At 40.8% G+C, this 20,716-nt stretch carries 17 protein-coding genes and 4 tRNA genes; 10 read left to right on the forward strand and 11 right to left on the reverse strand.

Annotation, left to right across the window (positions count from 1 at the left end; translation table 11 throughout):
- Positions 1 to 40: 40 nt before the first annotated feature.
- Positions 41 to 1,093 carry a Bug family tripartite tricarboxylate transporter substrate binding protein gene (locus tag WBW42_RS17050; protein ID WP_032056944.1) on the reverse strand — a complete coding sequence of 351 codons (1,053 nt, stop codon included), beginning with the start codon at positions 1,091 to 1,093 and terminating at the stop codon, positions 41 to 43.
- 794 nt (positions 1,094 to 1,887) lie between these two features.
- Between WBW42_RS17050 and WBW42_RS17055 the strand changes: the two genes are divergently transcribed.
- The 6 genes from WBW42_RS17055 (at position 1,888) to tcuB (ending at position 8,987) form a co-directional block, all read left to right on the forward strand.
- Positions 1,888 to 2,817, forward strand: a complete 930-nt coding sequence (locus tag WBW42_RS17055; RefSeq protein ID WP_002115857.1) for a LysR family transcriptional regulator — start codon at positions 1,888 to 1,890, stop codon at positions 2,815 to 2,817.
- Positions 2,818 to 3,094: 277 nt separating this feature from the next.
- Positions 3,095 to 4,405 (forward strand): MFS transporter, encoded by a 1,311-nt coding sequence (locus WBW42_RS17060; RefSeq protein ID WP_017387501.1) that lies wholly within the window; start codon positions 3,095 to 3,097, stop codon positions 4,403 to 4,405.
- 92 nt (positions 4,406 to 4,497) lie between these two features.
- Positions 4,498 to 5,292: a substrate-binding domain-containing protein gene (locus tag WBW42_RS17065; protein ID WP_032056945.1), complete on the forward strand. Its 795-nt coding sequence runs from the start codon at positions 4,498 to 4,500 to the stop codon at positions 5,290 to 5,292.
- Positions 5,293 to 5,424: 132 nt separating this feature from the next.
- Positions 5,425 to 6,354 carry a LysR family transcriptional regulator gene (locus tag WBW42_RS17070; RefSeq protein ID WP_032056946.1) on the forward strand — a complete coding sequence of 310 codons (930 nt, stop codon included), beginning with the start codon at positions 5,425 to 5,427 and terminating at the stop codon, positions 6,352 to 6,354.
- Positions 6,355 to 6,457: 103 nt separating this feature from the next.
- Positions 6,458 to 7,864 (forward strand): FAD-dependent tricarballylate dehydrogenase TcuA, encoded by a 1,407-nt coding sequence (tcuA, locus tag WBW42_RS17075; RefSeq protein ID WP_032056947.1) that lies wholly within the window; start codon positions 6,458 to 6,460, stop codon positions 7,862 to 7,864.
- Positions 7,854 to 8,987, forward strand: a complete 1,134-nt coding sequence (gene tcuB, locus WBW42_RS17080) for a tricarballylate utilization 4Fe-4S protein TcuB (RefSeq protein WP_032056948.1) — start codon at positions 7,854 to 7,856, stop codon at positions 8,985 to 8,987. The genes tcuA and tcuB overlap by 11 nt, the downstream gene beginning before the upstream one ends.
- A gap of 77 nt (positions 8,988 to 9,064) precedes the next feature.
- Here the strand turns inward: tcuB and WBW42_RS17085 are convergent, their stop codons facing one another.
- Entirely contained in the window at positions 9,065 to 9,598 is a 534-nt protein-coding gene (locus tag WBW42_RS17085; RefSeq protein ID WP_017481261.1) for an HPP family protein, read from the reverse strand.
- 97 nt (positions 9,599 to 9,695) lie between these two features.
- Here WBW42_RS17085 and WBW42_RS17090 point away from each other — a divergent pair, with 97 nt between their 5' ends.
- On the forward strand, positions 9,696 to 10,244 hold the full coding sequence (locus WBW42_RS17090; RefSeq protein ID WP_005302902.1) for a TetR/AcrR family transcriptional regulator: 549 nt from the start codon (positions 9,696 to 9,698) through the stop codon (positions 10,242 to 10,244).
- A gap of 14 nt (positions 10,245 to 10,258) precedes the next feature.
- Entirely contained in the window at positions 10,259 to 10,918 is a 660-nt protein-coding gene (locus WBW42_RS17095; protein ID WP_032056949.1) for a VOC family protein, read from the forward strand.
- 84 nt (positions 10,919 to 11,002) lie between these two features.
- Here the strand turns inward: WBW42_RS17095 and WBW42_RS17100 are convergent, their stop codons facing one another.
- The 3 genes from WBW42_RS17100 to WBW42_RS17110 form a co-directional block, all read right to left on the reverse strand.
- Positions 11,003 to 12,232: a CaiB/BaiF CoA transferase family protein gene (locus WBW42_RS17100; protein ID WP_017481258.1), complete on the reverse strand. Its 1,230-nt coding sequence runs from the start codon at positions 12,230 to 12,232 to the stop codon at positions 11,003 to 11,005.
- A gap of 51 nt (positions 12,233 to 12,283) precedes the next feature.
- Positions 12,284 to 13,606 (reverse strand): MFS transporter, encoded by a 1,323-nt coding sequence (locus tag WBW42_RS17105; RefSeq protein ID WP_032056950.1) that lies wholly within the window; start codon positions 13,604 to 13,606, stop codon positions 12,284 to 12,286.
- A gap of 225 nt (positions 13,607 to 13,831) precedes the next feature.
- Positions 13,832 to 15,052: an acyl-CoA dehydrogenase gene (locus WBW42_RS17110; RefSeq protein ID WP_017481256.1), complete on the reverse strand. Its 1,221-nt coding sequence runs from the start codon at positions 15,050 to 15,052 to the stop codon at positions 13,832 to 13,834.
- Positions 15,053 to 15,297: 245 nt separating this feature from the next.
- On the opposite strand from WBW42_RS17110, the gene WBW42_RS17115 reads away from it, so the two are divergent.
- A complete protein-coding gene (locus WBW42_RS17115; RefSeq protein ID WP_032056951.1) occupies positions 15,298 to 16,245 on the forward strand; it encodes a LysR substrate-binding domain-containing protein in 948 nt (315 codons plus the stop codon).
- An 88-nt stretch (positions 16,246 to 16,333) separates the two neighbouring features.
- On the opposite strand, the gene WBW42_RS17120 is transcribed toward WBW42_RS17115, so the two are convergent.
- On the reverse strand, positions 16,334 to 17,509 hold the full coding sequence (locus WBW42_RS17120; protein WP_032056952.1) for a zinc-binding dehydrogenase: 1,176 nt from the start codon (positions 17,507 to 17,509) through the stop codon (positions 16,334 to 16,336).
- A 402-nt stretch (positions 17,510 to 17,911) separates the two neighbouring features.
- Between WBW42_RS17120 and add the strand changes: the two genes are divergently transcribed.
- The gene (add, locus tag WBW42_RS17125; protein WP_032056953.1) at positions 17,912 to 18,907 is read left to right on the forward strand and encodes an adenosine deaminase; all 996 of its coding nucleotides are present in this window, start codon (positions 17,912 to 17,914) and stop codon (positions 18,905 to 18,907) included.
- Between the two features lie 158 nt (positions 18,908 to 19,065).
- On the opposite strand, the gene WBW42_RS17130 is transcribed toward add, so the two are convergent.
- The 5 genes from WBW42_RS17130 to nadA all read right to left on the reverse strand — a co-directional run bounded on the left by WBW42_RS17130 (position 19,066) and on the right by nadA (position 20,672).
- A tRNA-Pro gene (locus WBW42_RS17130) sits at positions 19,066 to 19,142 on the reverse strand.
- A 4-nt stretch (positions 19,143 to 19,146) separates the two neighbouring features.
- Positions 19,147 to 19,222 (reverse strand) — tRNA-His (locus tag WBW42_RS17135).
- A gap of 33 nt (positions 19,223 to 19,255) precedes the next feature.
- Positions 19,256 to 19,332 (reverse strand) — tRNA-Arg (locus tag WBW42_RS17140).
- Between the two features lie 56 nt (positions 19,333 to 19,388).
- Positions 19,389 to 19,465 (reverse strand) — tRNA-Pro (locus WBW42_RS17145).
- A gap of 142 nt (positions 19,466 to 19,607) precedes the next feature.
- Positions 19,608 to 20,672, reverse strand: a complete 1,065-nt coding sequence (nadA, locus tag WBW42_RS17150) for a quinolinate synthase NadA (protein ID WP_002115913.1) — start codon at positions 20,670 to 20,672, stop codon at positions 19,608 to 19,610.
- Between the last annotated feature and the right edge of the window lie 44 nt (positions 20,673 to 20,716).

A 20,716-nucleotide genomic window follows, 5' to 3' on the forward strand; every position in this document is an offset into this window, starting at 1 on the left:
AAACTGAGCTGAAAAATAGCTTCTCAACCCAGCCGATTTGTTATTGTGATAATTTATATTCTTGCGATAACTGCCGCATTTCCGCGGTCTGTTTATAAACATAAGCTTTGAGTTCTTCACCTGTCAGCTGAAATGGGAGTAGATCCTGATTTTCACGGACTGCGTCAAATTTCTGGTTAGACATCATTTTATCGAAGGCATTTTTCCACCAACCATAAGCTTCATCACTGACCTTAGGTCCCATATAGAAACCACGGATCACCGGCCACTCAATGTCATAGCCTTGCTCTTTTGCAGTAGGTAATTTTGAGAACTTCCCGTCTAAACGCTTGTTAGCAAAAACTGCCAAAACCCGAATATCACCAGACTCTAGGTATGAACTGACTTCACTAATATTGCCGACCCCAACTTGAATATGCTGCCCCAGTAATGAAGTCAGCACTTCCCCACCGCCTTCAAGTGCAACAAATCTTAAATCGGCAGGACTAATACCTGCTTTTTTTGCCAACATTGCTGTTTGCATCCAGTCTTGACCACCCACACTTCCGGCACCACCAAAGCTAAGTGCTTTTGGATTTTCTCTGAGTGCTTTCATCAAGTCATCAAGGTTTTTCAATGGTGAGTCTTTATGTACCGAAACCAGACCATAATCGACGGCGACGCCAGACAACCATTTCACATCTTTTTCAGTGAAGTGTCCGAATTTTCCTTGTGCTAAGTTCAAAAGTGAACCAGTGGAAAATGCAACCACAGCATTATTATTCGCAGGGTCACTGTTTACGATTTTGTTATAGGCTACGGCACCTACCCCACCCGGCATATAGGTTACGCGTATTGGATCTTTGAGCTGGTCTGTTTGTTTAAAGCCAGATTGAATCAATTTACAGGTCATATCAAACCCGCCACCCGGCTTAGCTGGGGCTATACATTCCGGACGTTTTGGCTGACCCGCCTCTTTAGAAGCATTTCCTGAACCACACCCAGCCATTGTCACACTGACACATGTTAATGCGAGTAAAGTTAAATTTTTCATGTTACATACATCCTTATAACGTTTTGCTCTATTCATATTTTGATTTTTACCAATCTCCATAATCGACCTCCTTGGCACGATCATGCTTATTGGTTTTTAGTTTTGGTCTTATGTTTTGAAATGCACTTTTTCACAGCGAATTTCAGTAATGCAGCGTTACTAAAAAAATTACGAATCAATCGACTGAAAGAAATAGCTAAGGAGAGGGAAAGTTAGGACAATCACCAGATCTATAATGAGAATTAAAACCTTTGCAAAAATATCTAAAAATGCTTCGGTTAAATAATACTGATGAATAACAACAAGATAGTAAAAACTTAATCTATTGAGTTGTCTTTTGCATATCCATGCTATGGGTAACGTTAATATTTAAATAAATAAACCTATTTACCCAATCTTCCCTTCTGATCAAATGAGCTAAATACTCATATATTTTTCCAATAGTTATTGAATCAGTTACTCTTCTTCATAATTTGAAAATCCATCATATTTTCTAATGCATCATGCATTTAATGTGCTCCTTTTTTCATTTGAAAAGATTAAAGCACAGATCAAGAAAACATCGTGATACCAATAAATTAAAGGGGGCATTAGTAAAATTAAATAGGTTAAAATTCTAAGAAAAATGAAATGGGAGAAAATAAAATTTAAGGGTAAATTTATCGTAATAATAAATAAAAGTTAGAGGAGAAATTTTAATATTAAAAGTTGAAAAGGATCGTTTTATTATTTTTAGAATATCAAATTGAAGATCTTTTTTATGGATTGCTGTTAATATTAAAGCACATGATAGATTTCCCAATCCTTCATATCTGTACAAATTAAATCAAGGATGATGAGCGAACACATTTATTATGGAAATCAAACAAATAAAGTATTTTTTGACTGTGGTTGAAGCAGGTAGTATTGGTAAAGCTGCCCAAAAACTTGATGTGGGTGCTTCTGCTATTAGCCAGCAAATTAGTAAATTAGAACAAGAGCTAAGCATTCGCCTATTACAGCGTAATGCCTTTGGGGTCACCCCTACTCCCGCAGGTCTCGCCTTTTTAAAACATTCTCAACTTATTTTACGTCAAGTAAACTTCGCGGTAGATGCTGCTCATTCTGCACGACTATCTGGACATGTCAGCCTTGGCTTTCCACCGACGATTACTGCTTTGATTGGCATCCCTTTAATGAAGCTAATGTCTGAACGTTACCCAGACATTCGTTTAGAGATTGTGGAAACGCTATCGGGCAATCTAATTCAATCCATTAACTCGCGTCAGCTCGATATCGCGATTATTTTTACCAATGAAATTGATAAACAGTGGTCAATACAGCCTTTGGTACGCGAGCAAATGTATTTAATGGCACGCAAGGAAGTACTAGAAAAATATGGTCTTGCCGAATGCATCAAAAGTGGTGTGATTCAGTCTCAACAAATTGGAGACCTTCCTTTAGTATTACCACGCCAGCGCCATAGTTTAAGAAAGTTGCTTGAGCACAAGATTGGTCAGCTTAATGTCGTCTATGAAATTGATGGCCTACACTTACTCATGGACAGTCTAATTCACCTCGACCTTGCCAGTGTCCGCCCAGGTAGCGCTTGTCTGCAAGAGTACAAACATAAGCTTCAATTACTCAAGTTAGTAGACCCTGAAGTTGAACGAATCAATTACTTGGTAAGCCTTGCCGAAGAAGAATTATCACCTGCTGCACTTGCCGCAAAGTCAGCCATTAAGGCATGTGTGAAAGATTTGATTCAAAACCAGATTTGGCCATGTTCGGAAATTATTTTATAAAGAGTCATTAATTTTATTAAATACCTAATTAATTTTGCCCTCTCACTCCCTCCTGCTTTTTGAGATTACATTTTCGTCCGAATGATAAGTGGTTTTCTGCTTATCGAAATATAGATGTGTAGTTTGAACTGGAAACAAGGCATCACATTTTCTGCAAAGGACCTCGCTAAATCTCATCTCTAACCCATTTGCTCTTTAGATTTATTGATTGAATCAATTTAGGTCCAGCCTCGAAAATCGTGAATGTTTCCATTTTGTCAGGCCAAGGAGGTCTCCAATGGATGTCGTGAATAACCGTAGGGCTACTTTTAAAAAAATATTAAACGTAACGAGTGGCAACTTTTTAGAGCAGTACGACTTTTTTCTTTTTGGTTTCTATGCCACTTATATCGCGGCAAAATTTTTCCACTCTGAAAATGAATATGTCTCTTTAATGATGACATTTACCGTATTTGCTGCGGGCTTTCTTATGCGTCCTCTCGGCGCTATTTTCTTGGGCGCTTATGTCGACAGAGTTGGTCGACGTAAAGGTCTCATTGTTACTTTAAGCCTTATGGCCATCGGAACCATCTTAATTACCTTTGTACCAGGTTATGAAACCATAGGTATTATTGCTCCGATTTTGGTGGTGATTGGACGTCTATTACAAGGCTTCTCGGCAGGTGTTGAATCTGGCGGTGTGTCTATTTATCTCGCAGAAATTGCAACGGATAAAAATCGCGGATTTATCACAAGCTGGCAGTCTGGCAGCCAACAAGTTGCTGTTGTGTTTGCTGCATTACTTGGCTACTGGCTCAACACCATCTTAACTACGGCTCAAGTGGGTGAATGGGGCTGGCGTATTCCGTTCTTAATCGGTTGTTTGATTATTCCTTTAATCTTCTTGTTCCGTCGTACTTTAGAGGAAACTGAAGACTTTAAATCGCAAAAGACTCATCCTTCAACAAAAGAAATTTTCAGCACATTGGCGAGCAACTGGCGCATCGTCCTTGCAGGCATGATGATGAGTGCAATGACGACGACCACTTTCTACTTTATTACGGTTTACACCACAGTGTATGCAAAACGTACTTTAGAAATGTCAGTAACAGACAGCCTTTTAGCAACAGTGTTTGTTGGTTTGTCTAATTTCTTCTGGTTACCAATGGGTGGTTTGCTTTCAGACAAAATTGGCCGCCGTCCAGTACTAGTCGGTATTACCACACTTGCTCTCTTTACAAGTTATCCGGTTTTAAGTTGGTTAGTGAGCAACATTAGTTTCTCAAACCTTCTAATTACGCTTGCTTACTTCTCGTTCTTCTTTGGTATGTACAACGGAACCATGGTTGCAACCCTTGCCGAAGTGATGCCAAAACGTGTACGTACAGTTGGTTTCTCTTTAGCATTTAGCCTTGCAGCCGCTATTTTTGGTGGTATGACACCAATGGCTTGTACCTTCCTTGTCGAAAACACAGGCAACCCTAGTACCCCTGCTTTCTGGCTCATGCTTGCTGCGGTCTGTAGCCTCATCTCAAGCTTGTATCTATGCCGCGGTTCTAAACAGAAAAATACTGACGCGATTGCTGAACCTGCAAAAATTAGCGCTTAAAAACAACTACTACTTAACCTGAAATTTTAATGAACAGTACGGCAGATCTTACGTCTCCGTACTGTGTTCTCCTGTCATTAAAGCGAGATACTATGAAAAAGTCCCCTATCTTCATGACCATTTGCCTAGCTGGTGCAGGCTTAGGCTCAACCCTTGCTAACGCAGATACACTCGAAGTGATTAGCTCAGGCGGTTTCTATTCATCTATGGAAAAACTCATTCCAATATTTGAAAAGCAAACTGGTCACACGGTTCACCTTTCATCTGGTTCATCAATGGGTGCATCACCGACTGCAATTCCAAATCGACTCGATCGTGGTGAACGTTTTGATGTGGTGGTCTTGGCTGCTCCTGAACTGAGCAAGCTCGCAGAAAAGGGTTATGTAGACCCAAATTCACAAAGTGCTTTAGTGAATTCAAGCATTGGTATGGCTGTGCCTAAAGGTGCGCCAAAGCCAGACATTAGTTCTGCAGAAAAGTTTGAAAAAGTTTTATTAAATGCCAAGCACATCGGCTATTCAGCAAGTGCGAGCGGTACGCATCTTGAAAAAGATGTTTTCCCAAGCTTCCCACCTGTCGAGTACAAAGTAATTTCGAGTAAAGCAGAAAAAGTGGTAGGCGACCGCGTTGCAAAACGTATTGCCGAAGGCCAGTTTGATATTGGTTTCCAGCAAATTAGTGAAATCAAACCTTTTACTGGCAAATATGGTCAAGTTGAATTAGTCGGCCCAATCCCTGCACCGTATCAAAAAGTGACGGTATTTGCGGCAGGCATTGGTAAAAATTCGGAACATGCAAAAGTCGCAAAAGAGTTAATCAAATTTGTGAAATCGCCACAAGCAACACAAATTATTGAAGAACAGGGTCTTGAGCAGGTTAAACAATAAAAGCTCTAAAAGGCAACGTCTTGAGGTGATGTTGCCTTTACTCTTTTAGTGGTTTACTCAAAGCAATAGAGTAAAAACTATAGCGACAAACCAGTGTAGAATTAATCCATAAAGGTTAATGTAGTATTTGCCGTGGAACTGAAACAATTAAAGTATTTTATTGCAGTGATCGAGTCAGGAAGCTTGGGTAAAGCTGCAAAAAATCTCGATATTGGAACTTCTGCATTAAGTCAGCAAATCTCAAAATTAGAAAGCGAGCTTTCTATTCGCCTTTTACAACGTACCGCTTTGGGTACGGTTCCCACCCCTGCGGGCTTAGCTTTTTTTCAACAAGTGCAACTGGCACTTAGACACCTAGACCATGCCGTAGACTCTGCACATTCCTCACGTTTAAGTGGCCACGTCACCGTCGGTTTTTCGCCGAGTGTTGCGTCTGTTATAGGCACTCATTTTTTAAAACTCATGAGAAACCGTTACCCCGACATTAAAGTTCGTTTAATCGAAGGCTTATCGGGTGACCTCAAAGCTTTGGTGAATGCAAGGCAGCTCGATGTCGCCATCATCTTTAGTGACGATGTCGACCCACAGTGGGCCATACAGTCTTTAGTCAAAGAACAGATGTTTTTAATCTCGCCTAAAGAAGTGCTGAGCCAATACGACCTTGAAAGCTGTATCGATACTCAAACCATTAATCATTCACAGCTTAAAGAACTTCCCCTGATTTTACCGAGTCAACGACATGGACTGCGCTTGTTGCTCGAACAGAAAATTCATCAGCTTAAAGTGGCCTATGAAATTGATGGGCTGCATTTGTTAATGGAAAGCATTAGCCAACTCGAAATGGCAACCATCCAACCTGCGGGTGCATCGTTAAATTCGCGGCAAGACCTATGTTTACTGCGCGTTGTAGAACCTGCCATTGAGCGTATTAATTATTTAATTAGCCTCTCTGAAGAAGAACTCTCGCCTGCCACCTTAGCCACGAAGGTGGTGATTCGTGCCTGTGTAGCAAACTTGATTAATGAAAAGCGCTGGCCCGGTGCGAAACTTATAAACACTTAAGCTATTAGTATTTATTTTTACTAAACACCCATTCAAGCCTAGCCTCTCACTTCACCTTTCCTTTTAAAGCTACATTAGCCCTAGCTGAGAAAGGGAGAAATCCATGCATGATGTGATTGTAATTGGTGGTGGGAATGCCGCACTGTGTGCCGCGCTCACGGCAAAAGAAAGTGGCGCTTCTGTGCTTGTGCTAGAAGCAGCACCTAAAGAATGGCGTGGTGGTAACTCACAACACACTCGTAACCTTCGCTGCATGCATGATGCTCCTCAAGATGTATTGGTTGATGCCTACCCCGAAGAAGAATATTGGCAAGACCTACTTAAAGTGACTGCGGGCAAAACCAATGAACATTTAGCTCGTCTCGTCATTCGTAGCACGGCGACCTGCCGTGACTGGATGCGTAAACATGGTGTGAATTTTCAGCCGCCACTATCGGGTGCTTTGCATGTTGCACGTACCAATGCATTTTTTATGGGCGGCGGTAAAGCCCTCATTAATGCGTATTACCGTAGTGCCCAAGAGCTTGGTATCGAAATTTTATACAACACAAAAATTAAAGATCTAAAGTTAAACCAAGGACATTTTGAAGCTGCAATTGCTGAAGATGGCCGTGTGTTTAAAGCAAAAAGCTGTGTCTTAGCCGCAGGTGGTTTTGAGTCAAATTTAGAATGGTTAAGAGAAGCATGGGGACAAAATGAAAACGGCGAATGGCCTGCCGATAATTTCATTATTCGGGGAACCCGCTTTAATCAGGGCAACTTGCTTAAATTTATGATAGATCAAGGCGCCGATATTATTGGTGACCCATCACAATCACATTGCGTAGCCGTAGATGCACGCGCACCGTTATATGACGGCGGTATTTGTACTCGTATTGACTGTGTTTCATTGGGAATTGTGGTTAATAACAAAGCCGAACGTTTTTACGATGAAGGCGAAGACTTCTGGCCAAAACGTTATGCGATTTGGGGCCGTCTTGTTGCCAAACAACCCCAACAAATTGCTTATTCGATTATTGATTCAAAAGCGATTGGCCGCTTTATGCCACCTGTATTTGCTGGTGTAAAAGCAAATAGCATTCAAGAGTTAGCCGAAAAAATCGGGCTAAATGCAAAAACCTTATGCCACACCGTAGAAGAATTTAATCAAGCCTGTGTACAAGGCACCTTTAACCATACGGTTTTAGATGACTGCACCACCGAAAATATTGTTCCCAACAAAACCCATTGGGCTGTTCCTCTCGACCAGCCACCTTTCTATGCCTATGCCCTTAAACCCGGCATTACCTTTACCTATTTAGGTTTAAAAGTCGAAGATGATGCGGCTGTGCGTTTTAACAATAAACCAAGCCGCAACCTATTTGTCGCAGGTGAAATGATGGCAGGCAACGTACTTGGTCAGGGTTATACCGCAGGCGTTGGCATGTCGATTGGCACGACCTTTGGACGCATTGCCGGAAAAAATGCCGCCCACTATGCACTTTCACAAGGAGTTGAACATGAATGCTAATAGCAAAGCCCTAATTCCAGTTGTTCAGCTCTCTGACCATGAGCAAGAAGTTCAAAGAGCCCTACAGATTTGTAATGCTTGTCGCTACTGTGAGTCTTTTTGCGCTGTTTTTGCAGCCATGACCAAACGCCTTGAGTTTAATCAAGCCGATATTCATTACCTCGCAAACCTGTGCCATAACTGTGGTGCTTGTTTACACGCTTGCCAATATGCCCCACCTCATGAGTTTGGCGTAAACATTCCAAAAGCGATGGCACAAGTACGTTTAGAAACTTACCAAGAGTTTGCGACCCCTCAGCCTTTAGGTCGACTTTATAAATCTGTGGGTATTCCTTTTGTTTCGGTATTAACACTTATTTTCTTTTTTTGCATGTTAGCTGTGGTGTGGTACAAAGGTACCGACCTGTTTGCAGGCTATCAAGGTAATTTCTATGCGATTTTCCCGCATAACTTTTTAGCTCTATTATTTGGAGCGACCTTTACAGTTGCCATTGTTCTGCTCGGCATTGGAATTGGCAAATTCTGGCGACAAACCTCTAAAGTCATTCACGGCAAAGTTGAGAAACCCGATCTGGTTCAAGCCACTCAAAATGTATTAACACTTAAATATTTAGATGGCGGTCATGGTAAAGGCTGTAATGAGCAAGATGACCGTTACACACAAATCCGCCGTGTGTTCCATCACCTAACTTTTTATGGCTTTATGCTCTGCTTTGCAGCTACAGGTGTAGCGACTTTATATCACTATTTTCTTGACCTACATGCACCTTATCCTTACCTAAGCTTGCCTGTGATTTTAGGCACTTTAGGTGGAATTGGCTTAGTTGTCGGGCCTGCTGGCTTACTCTATTTAAATCTTAAACGTCATCCGTTGCATGGTGACCGTGAGCAAAAACCTGTAGATCGAGGCTTTATTTTCCTTCTACTTATCGTTAGTGCTTCAGGGCTAGCACTTATGGCATTTCGCAATACCCCTTACATGGCACTTTTACTGATTTTCCATTTAGCCACTGTCATGACTTTCTTTATTACCATGCCATTTGGTAAGTTCGCACACGGTTTTTACCGCAGTGCTTCTTTACTCAAATTTGCCATCGAAGAACGTATTTCCAAGAAATCATAATTTCATTCAAAAGTATTCACTATCTTGGCGTAGTGAATACTTTCATTATTTTAAGCTCAAAACACTTCATGCCATCCCTACTTTTTACTGTTTAAAATTCCCAAGCCATACATTGGCCACTTCGTACTTGCTTTAATATTATTAATGAGCATCGCCACTAAAACTAAAGACACTGCACCAACCAAAACAGGGAAAATTAAGAAACTCCACTCGTAATGTATGCTGCTTGCGGTGAGCAAAATAACCAAAGGATTAGCTCCAGCAGGTGGATGAACGCATTTAAAAATCTGCATGAGTGCAATAGCGCAGCCCACTGATAACGCAATTGTAAAAATAGAAACACCGACAAATTTTAGAAAAAACAAACCCACAAAAGCCGAGATAAGATGCCCAAATATAATATTTCTCGGCTGTGCCAAAGGTGACTGCGACACGGTATAGAGCAATACACAGGTCGCACCAAACGGCGCCATGATAAAGATATTGTGTGTGAGTTTACTCAACCACAGAAGTATAAAAATACTGACTGTCCCCCCAACAAGGCTTCTTAAAACATCAATTTTAGTGGGCGATGGAGCCAGTTTTTCTTTGCCATAAAAAATCGAGAACATGGTTTTATTCCTTAAACAGACATTGCTTTTTAAAAAGCATATAGATAAAATTTCAAATAGTACAGATCTGTACTATTTTATTTTTTGGAAAAGTTTTATGTCAAAATCTGCCTTAAAAATATTAGATACAGCCGAGAAGTTATTTAACGAAAATAGTTTTGTCGGGGTTGGTGTCGATCTGATTCGCGATGAATCTGGCTGCTCAAAAACCACGATGTACACGTACTATAAAAATAAAAATCAACTGGTTAAGTCTGTGCTCGTTGCACGTGATGAACGGTTTAAGCAAAGCCTTTTGGGCTATGTGGGAGATGCAACAGGGTTAGAGGCCATCAATAAAATTCTGGATTGGCACACTAACTGGTTTAGACAAGATTTTTTTAAGGGCTGTTTATTTGTAAGAGCTGTCGCTGAATCTAACCAAGATGATCAAGACATTATTTCTATTTCTAAAGCCCATAAACAATGGATTAAAGTATTGATTGCACAAAACTGCAATATACCCAATGGTGAAGCTTTATCTGAGCTGATCTATACAGTGATTGAAGGCTTAATTAGCCGCTTTTTAGTCGATGGTTTCGATGAAATACTTGCGATAAACATGAAAAATTCTATTAATCAATTATTTAATATTCATCAACATTAGCATGAGAACTTAAAATGGAAGTGGACCATATTTTTATTTGTGTACAATCAGGCGCTCCCGAAGCTGAAACTTTAAAAAAATTCGGTCTAACAGAAGGTTCATCCAATAAGCACCCAGGTCAAGGTACCGAAAACAGACGATTTTTCTTTAAAAACATTTTTATCGAGTTAATCTTTTTAAATAATCCAGAAGAAGCCTCAAGCGATCTCACCAAACCAACTCTGCTTTTTGAACGACTGAGTGCTCAAGATAATATCCCGTCCCCTTTTGGTATTTGCTTTAGACCTAAAGATAAAGATGATAACGGCGCAAAATTTCCTAATTGGGTTTACAAGCCAAGCTATTTACCAGCCAGCTTAGAAGTAAATGTTGCCAAAGACTCTGTTGTATCTGAGCCAATGTGGTTCTTTCTCTCATTTGCTTCACGACCAGACCTTGCTGCGAAAGAAAAACAACAACCACTTGTGCATAGCAAAGATTTATCAGAAATCACCTCAATTAAGGTTTCTATTCCAAACCTCGAACAGCACCCTACTTCGTTACTGTTCAATACGCTTGATGATTTTGAAGTGACTGATGGATCGGAGCATTTAATGGAAATTAGTTTTGATCATGAACATCAAGGAATAATTCATGATTTCAGACCAGAGCTGCCGCTTATTTTTAAATATTAAAACGCTTAGTTTCTAATAAAAACTGTGATTTATTGCAAATCACAGTTTTTATTTAAATTGAATCACATTAAAAATGACAATAGCTTAAGCAATTTTTCCATCAATAATGCCTTTCTCTTTTAACGCAGCTAGCTCTTCTGCTGTTTTAAATCTCGATAAGATTTGAGCCGTATGTTCACCCAACTCTGGCGGTGCATGATGATATTCAACTGGAGTATCAGACAACTTGATTGGTGAGCCAATCGTTTGGAAGTTTTCATTTAAACGATGAGGAATATTGACCAACAAATTGCGATGTACAATTTGTGGTTCAGCCAAGGCATCTTCAATAGAGTTGATAACACCTACGGGTACTTTTAAAGCATGAATCATCTCAACCCATTCTTTAGCAGTTTTTTGCAAAAAGTGCTCCGATAATAAAGGAATCAGTTCATTTCGATATTTGACACGGTCTTGGTTGCGCACAAAATTTTCATTTTCGAGTAGCTCTTGATAACCAATTGCAATACACAAATCTTTAAACTGTTTATCGTTACCACAAGCAATAATAAATTCTTTATCTTTGGCCTTAAAAGTTTGATACGGCACAATACTTGGGTGTTGATTACCCATGCGCTGTGGGGCTTTACCAGAAGCTAAATAGTTCATTCCCTGATTTGCCAGTGCCGCGACCTGCACATCAAGGAGTGACATATCAATATATTGACCGCGTCCAGTGTGTGAGCGTGCAATCAAGGCCGCTTGAATCGCAATCGTGGAATACAAACCCGTTTGAATATCTACCACAGCCACACCAACCTTTTGTGCACCACCGCCTGCCACATCATCAGGCTCGCCAGTAATACTCATTAAGCCAGACATACCCTGAATAATAAAATCATAGCCAGGCTCTTGTGCACGTGGGCCATCTTGTCCAAAACCCGTAATCGAGCAATAAATAATATTTGGGTTCAACGCACTTAAGGAAGCATAGTCCAAACCATATTTAGCCAAAGACCCTGTCTTATAATTTTCAATCACGACATCAGCAGTCTTGGCAATTTCATAAATTAAAGTCTGACCTTCGGGTGTGGTAATGTCCACCGCAACTGAATATTTATTACGATTGGTACACTGGAAATAACCAGATTCACGGGTCATGTTTCCATCTTGATCGGGCATCCATGGTGGTCCCCACATGCGGGTGTCATCACCTACTCGAGGACGTTCAATTTTAATCACTTCTGCGCCAAGGTCTGCCAAGATTTGCCCGCACCATGGCCCCGCAAGTACACGACTTAAATCTAAAACCCGAATTCCTTGTAATGCACCCATAACGATACCCTTATCTTTTAGAAGGCACTCAACGCACCTTCTTTTCATTGTTTATGATTGTCTTTGTGGATCGTACTGACGATCTTTAATAAATAAGCCTGGCAATACACCCGCAACAAAATACGCAGCGCCCATCACAATAAAGGCCATGGTAAAAGTTCCACCCGATGCTAAGAAACCAATCGTGGCTGGTGCAATCGCTGCCCCAACACGACCAATGTTATAAGCACCGCCAATGGCTGTTCCGCGTACATCAGTTGAAAAACTTTCAGCCATATAAGTCGCATTTACACCATATGGAATGCCATATAAGAAGCCAAAAGTGATTAATAAATACAAAATATTGTCAGGCGTATTGAAGAAAATAATGATTGGCAAGAACACGGCGCTGGCTATTGTTCCAAACACAAAAACAGCACGGCGGTTAAATTTGTCAGCAAGATAACCCGCTAAAATTTTGCCTAGAATCATTGCAGTATATGAACCCACCATATAACTGGTTAAGTTTTTAAAGTTCATATGTACTTCTGTTTCTAAATAACTTGGCATCCAGTTGTTAATGCCGTAATAACCAAACTGTAAGAAAAATGCTGTGGTCATCCACAACAAAAACATTTTACGGTGCTTAAAGTTATTAAAGATTTGTTTGTAGATACTGCTACTTTTCGGCTTTTCAGCCACCACTCTTTCTTTAGGTTGTCTGTTGCCTTGTAAGCTTTCAATTTTGGTGAGCTGCCAAGATTTTGGCTCTGGCACAAAGCGTTGCAGGAAAATATTAACAAAAGCAGGCACTACGGTCAGGAAGAACAAAACACGCCAGCCATGATCTGGAATAATTGCACCAGCTAATAACGTCGCAGCAATATAACCTACGGTCTGACCCGTCTGTAATGTGCCCAAGACCGTTGTACGGTAAGTTGTCGGCACATATTCAGCCATTAAGGTATTACAAGCCATATAGAGTGCTCCGATTCCTAAAGCACCAATAAAACGTAGAGCCATAAATTGCTCGAAGCTTTGCGTAAAGCCTAACAAACAAGTCGCTACCGAAAAGAAGGTTACCGAGTTGGCAATCGTTCGTACACGGCCAAACTTGTCACATGCCCAACCACCCAAAATACCGCCAATACCCATACCTGCTAAAGAAGCACTGCCTAAGGCACCCGCTTGAAAGGTACTTAAACCAAACTCCGCCTTTAAACTGGTCAAGCTATAAGACAGCAGCATAATATCAATGCCATCGACCACCATCGCAAAATAGGCAAATAACAACGCCCATTTCCATGTATTTGGTCCAATCTTTTCATATGTTCCAAGGTTACTTGGAAATGTGGTTCTTAATTCTTTCGATATTACTTGAACGTCATTGTTCATATTTATTTCCTCATTTTCCCAAATGAGTCATCGGTAGCCTACTTATGTTTTCTGTATGACTTAATCTTCTATATTTTCACCATCTTATATTTAGTTTTAAGTACACAGAGGACATCTTCACATGAGTATCCTTACGATGAATCTTGTCATTTTCCATAAATTTTTGCGTAAAAATCCCTAAAGGTGCTCTCGAAAGAACACCTCTATCTTTAAAAAATGATTGAGTTAGTTACTAAATGCGGCAATGCCTGTTTGTGCACGACCTAAAATTAAGGCATGAACATCATGTGTACCTTCATAGGTATTTACGACTTCAAGATTGACCAAATGACGTGCCACACCAAACTCGTCACTAATGCCGTTTCCACCCATCATGTCACGTGCCATGCGGGCAATATCAAGTGCCTTTCCACAGTTATTACGCTTAATTAAAGATGTACCTTCAACGGATGCAATACCTTCATCTTTCATACGGCCAAAACGTAAAGCAGCCTGTAAACCCAAAGCAATTTCAGTTTGCATATCTGCCAGTTTCTTTTGAATCAACTGATTTGCAGCCAATGGACGACCAAATTGTTTACGGTCCATGGTGTATTGATGGGCTGTATGCCAACAGAACTCGGCAGCACCCATCGCACCCCATGCAATACCATAGCGGGCGCTATTTAGACAGGTAAATGGGCCTTTTAAACCTCGAACTTCAGGGAACGCATTTTCTTCAGGTACAAAAACGTTATCCATCACGATTTCACCCGTAATCGAGGCACGTAAACCGACCTTGCCATGAATGGCAGGCGCAGATAGGCCTTCCCAACCCTTTTCTAAAATAAAGCCGCGAATGTCACCCACATTACCTTCAGCAGAAACTTCTTTTGCCCAAACGACAAATACATCGGCAATTGGACTATTGGTAATCCACATTTTTGCGCCACTTAAACGATAACCACCGTCAACTTTTTTAGCACGAGTAATCATACTGCCCGGGTCTGAGCCATGATCAGGTTCAGTCAAACCAAAACAGCCAATGTATTCACCTGTGGCAAGTTTAGGTAAATACTTTTGCTTTTGCTCTTCAGTACCAAATTCATGAATCGGAACCATGACCAATGAGCTTTGCACGCTCGCCATAGAGCGGTAGCCCGAGTCGACATATTCAATTTCACGCGCAACCAAACCATAACTCACATAGTTCAAACCCGCGCCGCCATATTGCTCAGGAATGGTTGGGCCAAGTAAGCCAAGCTCTCCCATTTCACGGAAAATAGATGGATCTGTTGTTTCATGACGGAATTGTTCAAGTACACGGGGTTGCAAACGTTCTTGACAATAGGCATGAGCCGCATCACGAATCATGCGCTCATCTGGGCTAAGCTGTTGCTCAATTAAAAATGGGTCTTGCCAGTTAAATTGAACTTTTGCTTTTTTTGTTGTCACCATGTGATTCATCGCATCCTCTGCTTAATTTGAACTTCTTTATTTAACTCGATGTTATGCGTGAAAAATGCAGTAATCAAACGATAAATGTTCATGCAGATATGCGACTTACGCATATTTAAAATAAGACGTATTAAATTTAGATATTTAATTCATTGTATTTCATTAAAAATGGCTTATTTTTATACTAAACTTTGATATCTGCGTTTAGATCATATGCTGTTTTGAAATATGACGACAAATAAAAGGATTTATTTATGCGAAGAAGCATCCCTTCCATTCAGGGTCTAATTTGCTTTGAAAGTGCAGCAAAACATCTAAGTTATACCTATGCTGCGCAAGAGTTATGTATTACCCAAAGTGCAGTTTCTCGCCAAATTCAACAATTAGAAGATTTCTTAGGCGTTGAACTCTTTATACGTACTCGGCATGGTGTCGAACTCACCATTGCTGGTCAGCAGTATTTTAAAAGTATTAAGCCCTACTTATTAGGTTTAGAGAAATGTACAGCCGATGTGATTTCTCATAAGGGTTTAGGTGGCACACTAAAATTAGGTGTGGTTCCTACCTTTGCAACGCGCTGGCTATTACCCAAGCTTCATCTTTTAAATCAAAAATACCCTGAAATTACGGTTCACTTAGAAACCAGTACTAAACCTTTTTTATTTAATGACAATATTTTTGACGCTGCGATTTTTGCAGGTACGCAGCAGCAAATTGACCACTGGCCCGGCATACAAGCACATTATTTAATGGATGAGGAAATTGTACCTATATACTCACCAAGATTAATCGAAAAGTATTTTCCAGATGCAGTGATGATTAATGAAAATACCTATGATTTAAGCTGTGAGGATTTACTAAAAATTCCTCTACTGCAACAAACCACTCGACCTAGCATTTGGCAAGAGTGGTTTCTGACCCATCAGATGCAGCACCCTAAACCTTTTGATGGACAACGCCATGAGTTATTTTCAATGCTTGCGGTTGCTGCCAGTCATGACATGGGAATGGCTTTAATTCCACAAATGTTGATTGAGTCTGAACTACAAAAAAAAGAACTGGTGATTGTTTCCAATAAGAAACTAAAAGGTAGCCGAAAATACTATCTCATTCATTCAAGCCAAGATGTATCACCGACTATTCAAAAATTTGTTGAGTGGATTTACCAAGAACTAGAACAACTAAAAAGCAATACAAATTAGCTGAGCCACTTTGTGCGATCTATACGCATAAAAAAAGATTGTGATTAATCAAATCACAATCTTTTAGTTAAGCATAAATGACTTTGAATTAATGACTCATCAATTGAATATCTGAACCGCTACGTTTAGGGTCAATCAAAATTTTGGCATGCTGTTCAGGATCACGTAATGCTTCAAATGCATTAGTAACACCTTCTAAGCCAACAACACCGGTAATGAGCGGTGAACAGTTCACTTTACCTTCTGCAATCATGTGTAGCGCATCTCGGAACTCAAGCGGTGTATAGCCCAACACAAACTGAATTTCTAACTCTTTATTAATTGCAAGTGCGGGTTCGATTTTGTCACTTTGCATGCAGACGCCCACCCCAACAATTCGGGAAAATAAAGGCGCCCCTTCAATAATCTGCTGTAAAACACCCGGTACGCCCACACATTCAAAAATAACAGGACGTTTTGGCAGAGCACCCAATTTATCAATCATGCGCCATCCATGCCACCAAGGTAAGCGTGTCGCTTGCAACTTATCAAACAGTCCCATGCCCATGTTAATGGCATCAGAAACATTGCCAAGCAAACCAAACTCTTTCCAGTTGGCAAATGGTGATGTCTCTTTAGGGTCTACCACAATATCCGCACCACATTGCTCGGCAAGCTTACGACGGTTTGGAGAAAAGTCACTGGCAACTACAGTTTTAACACCAGCCGCTTTAAGCATTAATATGACACCTAACCCAACAGGACCACAACCAATCACAATCGCAGGTTCACTTGTTTTTACACGGCTACGGCGAACAGCATGCAATGCAACCGCCATAGGTTCAGTCATGGCAGCACTATCGGCATCTAGACCGTTGGGTACTTCAAACATCAAGCTCGATTGAGCCAATACTTGCTCGGCATAGCCACCCGAAGCATTTGGAGAAAGCCCTGTAGATAAATAACCATGCTGATCTACATTTAAAAGAGGCATTGCACAAACAAGTGTATCGGCTTTAAATTTATGACGTGTTTTTGGACCATAGTCTAAAACCTTGCCGCAAAATTCATGTCCAAGTACAAATGGGTCTGTAGACTTGGCTAAACCATGAAATCCGACACGTGCAGCCAAATCATGCATGTGGTCGCAGTGGTGCTGCATATGTAAATCTGAACCACAAATCCCACATCGAATCACTTCTAACAAAACCTGCCCTTTTGCAGGTGTTAAGTTCGGTTGGTCCACGACTTGTAATGTTGCTTGATGACAAAGTACCGACTTCATTTGAGCGCTTCCTATTTCTTCTTTTTCATTTACTTGCCAGAAATAGATTTCTACAGATAAATTAATCGCTTTATCAGTTTGGTCTTTAGCAAGCCTTTATTCATCTTTACAACTAAAAGGCAAAATACCAATGACCATTCTTCAGCCAATCCACTATTGAAGAGTCAACAAAAAACAGGCTCAGCGAAATTAAAAACAATAAAAATCTTGGTGCTTGTATCTTACACAGACTGCGTTATCTTCTTAGGCCAGAACAATGTCATCAAAATTAAAACTTATACAAATATAGTAAGTTCAAAAAACTCAACTCAACGCTTTTCACAAAAACATAGCAAATCCAAACTTTTATCAGTGGCTCTAAACAGGCATGATGAATTAATAGCAACAGATAAGAAGAAGTCTATGATTACAAAAACGCTCCCGCTTACAGATATACACCGCCACCTTGATGGCAACATCCGCATTCAAACCATTTTAGACTTGGGGCAACAATACAATTTAGATTTACCTGCTTACGACATTGAATCTTTACGACCCCACGTACAAGTGATGGATAACCAACCAGACTTATTAAGTTTTTTATCGAAGCTCGATTGGGGTGTAAAAGTATTAGCGAGCCTAGATGCCTGCAAACGTATTGCTTTTGAAAACATGCAGGATGCAGCACAGCAAGGCCTAGACTATGTAGAACTACGTTTTTCACCAGGTTACATGGGAATGACACATCAACTCCCCCTTGAGGGCGTTGTGGAAGCTGTGATTGCTGGAGTAAAAGAAGGTAGTCAGGCGTACGGCGTAAAAGCGAACCTAATTGGCATTATGAGCCGTACTTTTGGTCAAGAAGCTTGCGAAAAAGAATTAAATGCCCTACTTGCCCATAAAAATGATATTAAAGCACTGGATCTTGCTGGAGATGAGCTTGGTTTTCCGGGCAATTTATTTATTGACCACTTCAAAAAAGCACGTAATGCAGGTTGGCACATTACGGTACATGCAGGCGAAGCTGCCGGTCCAGAAAGTATTTGGCAAGCCATTGAAGAATTAGGTGCTGAACGAATTGGACATGGTGTTAAAGCAGTTCAAGATTTAAAACTTTTAGATTATTTGGCAAAACACCAGATTGGTATTGAATCTTGCCTCACCTCAAATATTCAAACCAACACAGTACCGTCTTTAACAGAACACCCATTAAAGACTTTTTTAGAACATGGCGTACTTGCTACCATTAATACAGATGACCCAGCGGTGGAAGGCATTGAAATACAACATGAATATTTAACTGCCGCCCCATTAGCAGGTTTAAGCCCTGAGCAAATTTATACAGCTCAAGAAAATGGTCTTAAAATTGCATTTTTATCAGATCAAGAAAAAGATGAGTTAAGGCAGAAATATCAATAACAGAGAACATATGTATGCAAGGAGACGAATTCAAATATTGGAGGCGTTTGAATTAAAATTTAGATATATAAAACAAAAAAATTCCTTCTATCAATAAGACAAGAAGAAATTATTTTTAATATTTGGGATATTTTATAAAGCTTGAACGCTTTTAAATATGGTCGGAGCAGTAGGATTCGAACCTACGACCCCCTGGTCCCAAACCAGGTGCACTACCAGGCTGTGCTATGCTCCGAAATTGGGGTGAATGACGGGATTCGAACCCGCGACAACTGGAATCACAATCCAGGGCTCTACCAACTGAGCTACATCCACCATCAAATAAGTTCTATGTACCAAGCTACCAAATGGCGCGCCTGACAGGATTCGAACCTGTGACCATCCGCTTAGAAGGCGGATGCTCTATCCAACTGAGCTACAGGCGCTTAACCGATGATGCTTATCATGCGATACTTCGCCGATCTTAAAATATTATTTTAAGTGGTCGGAGCAGTAGGATTCGAACCTACGACCCCCTGGTCCCAAACCAGGTGCACTACCAGGCTGTGCTATGCTCCGATCTATCTCAGCTTTTGCTGTATCGCACATCGTGCGGTACGGTGTGCATTCTAGGCGTGACGCCCTCAGACGTCAACACCTATTCTCAAAAAAAGTTAAAAATCCTTATCAAATGTATATTTAACAAGCATTTTGAGGTTTTTTAACGTTTTAACGATGCACTAAAGGCTAACATTCGATCTAAAGGCATTTTGGCACGTTCAGCAAGCGCTGGATCGACGTGTATTTCCTGATCACCTTTTTGTAAAACTTCTAAAATTCCGTCGAGTTCATTCATTGCCATCCACGGACAGTGGGCACATGAACGACAAGTTGCCCCCTCACCCGCTGTTGGCGCTTCAACTAAAATCTTATTGGGTACTGCTTGCTGCATTTTGTAGAAAATACCGCGGTCAGTTGCCACAATGAGTCTTTCGTTTGGTAAAGTCTGCGCAGCTTTAATGAGTTGAGAAGTACTACCTACCGCATCTGCAATTTCTACAACCGATTCTGGCGATTCTGGATGTACCAATACAGCAGCGTCTGGGTACAGTGCTTTCATGTTGGCAATGCCACGTGCACGGAATTCTTCATGCACAATACATGCCCCATCCCAAAGCAACATATCTGCACCAGTTTTCTTTTGGATATAGCGACCTAAGTGCTGATCTGGCGCCCAAATAATTTTTTCGCCTAAGCTGTCTAGATGTTCAACAATTTCAACAGCACAGCTCGAAGTCACAACCCAATCGGCACGTGCTTTAACAGCAGCCGATGTGTTGGCATAAACAACTACGGTATGGTCAGGGTGCTGATCACAAAATGCTGTGAACTCATCAACAGGACAACCCAAGTCAAGTGAACAGGTTGCTTCAAGTGTCGGCATTAAAATTGTTTTTTCAGGAGACAGGATTTTTGCTGTTTCTCCCATAAATTTGACCCCAGCAACAACCAGTGTTGAGGCAGCATGATCTCGCCCAAAACGGGCCATTTCTAAAGAGTCAGAAACGCATCCACCTGTTTTTTCGGCAAGTTCTTGTACTTCAGGGTCGCAATAGTAATGAGCAACAAGGACAGCATCACGTTTTTTGAGCTCTGCTTCGATCTGTGCAAACTTTTGTTGTTTTGCTTCTTCACTTAAGCGATTGTCTTTTGGCTCACCTAAACGGTCTAAATGCGCTTGTACAATGTTTTTTGCATCGTTGGCAATTAAAGTCGCATCACTCATAAAACGTCTTCTCTATCCTTCATGCTGGCATACCTGCTCGCATA

The organism is Acinetobacter sp. LT1, assembly GCF_059800965.1.